This is a genomic window from Paenibacillus soyae, from assembly GCF_024623455.1.
Taxonomy (GTDB): domain Bacteria; phylum Bacillota; class Bacilli; order Paenibacillales; family Paenibacillaceae; genus Pristimantibacillus; species Pristimantibacillus soyae.
Genome location: NZ_JANIPJ010000102.1, coordinates 1 through 255, shown reverse-complemented (window position 1 = coordinate 255; position 255 = coordinate 1). Strand labels below are relative to the sequence as shown.

Annotated in this window: 1 protein-coding gene; it reads right to left on the bottom strand. The window is 48.6% G+C overall.

The features are described from left to right. The coding region (locus NQZ67_RS30190; protein WP_257453191.1) for a transposase at positions 1–255 on the bottom strand (255 nt) is incomplete at both ends.

The following is a 255-nucleotide window of genomic DNA, read 5'->3' as shown; positions in this document are numbered from 1 at the left end:
AGATGGTGCGGAACGCTTCTTCAAGCCCTGGCAATCCGTCAAAGACGCCTAGCAGGACGTCAGTTGCGCCACGGTTTTTGAGATCCTTAAGCACCTCTATCCAGCCGTTAGAGCTCTCATGGCCACCTACGTCGAAGCCTAGGATTTGACGGTAACCCTTTTCGTCAATTCCCATAATCAAATACACGACTTCACTGCTCACCGTGTTACGTTTCAATTTGACGTATAGACCATCAAGATAGATGACAGAGTAGC